Annotated in this window: 1 pseudogene; it reads right to left on the bottom strand. The window is 57.8% G+C overall.

From position 1 onward, the window contains the following. Positions 1 to 277, bottom strand: a pseudogene (locus ACYP03_RS25985) (PLP-dependent aminotransferase family protein); the annotation flags it as partial.

Genomic DNA, 277 nt, shown 5'->3' with positions numbered 1-277 from the left:
GGCTTCTGCCTGCTGCGCCCAGTCATCTTCACCGATTCCACCCTGCCACCTGAGCGTGATGTGCAGTCCGGCAGGCTGGCTGAGCACTTCCACCTGATCCCCGAAAAAGCGGCTGATGGCATCCAGCATCAAGCGATGTTTGTCTTTGTACAGCCGACGCATTTTGCGGATATGGCGCAGCAAATCGCCTTCCTGAATGAAATCAGCCAGTGCGGCCTGAGTGTGCGCCTGGGTGTCGCCGGTCAGTGCATCTTTGATCATCAGGCAGCGTGATACC

The sequence above is a fragment of the Photobacterium sp. R1 genome (genome assembly GCF_054600795.1).
Note: the sequence above shows the minus strand (reverse complement) of the source record. Positions and strands in the feature narration are given on the sequence as shown.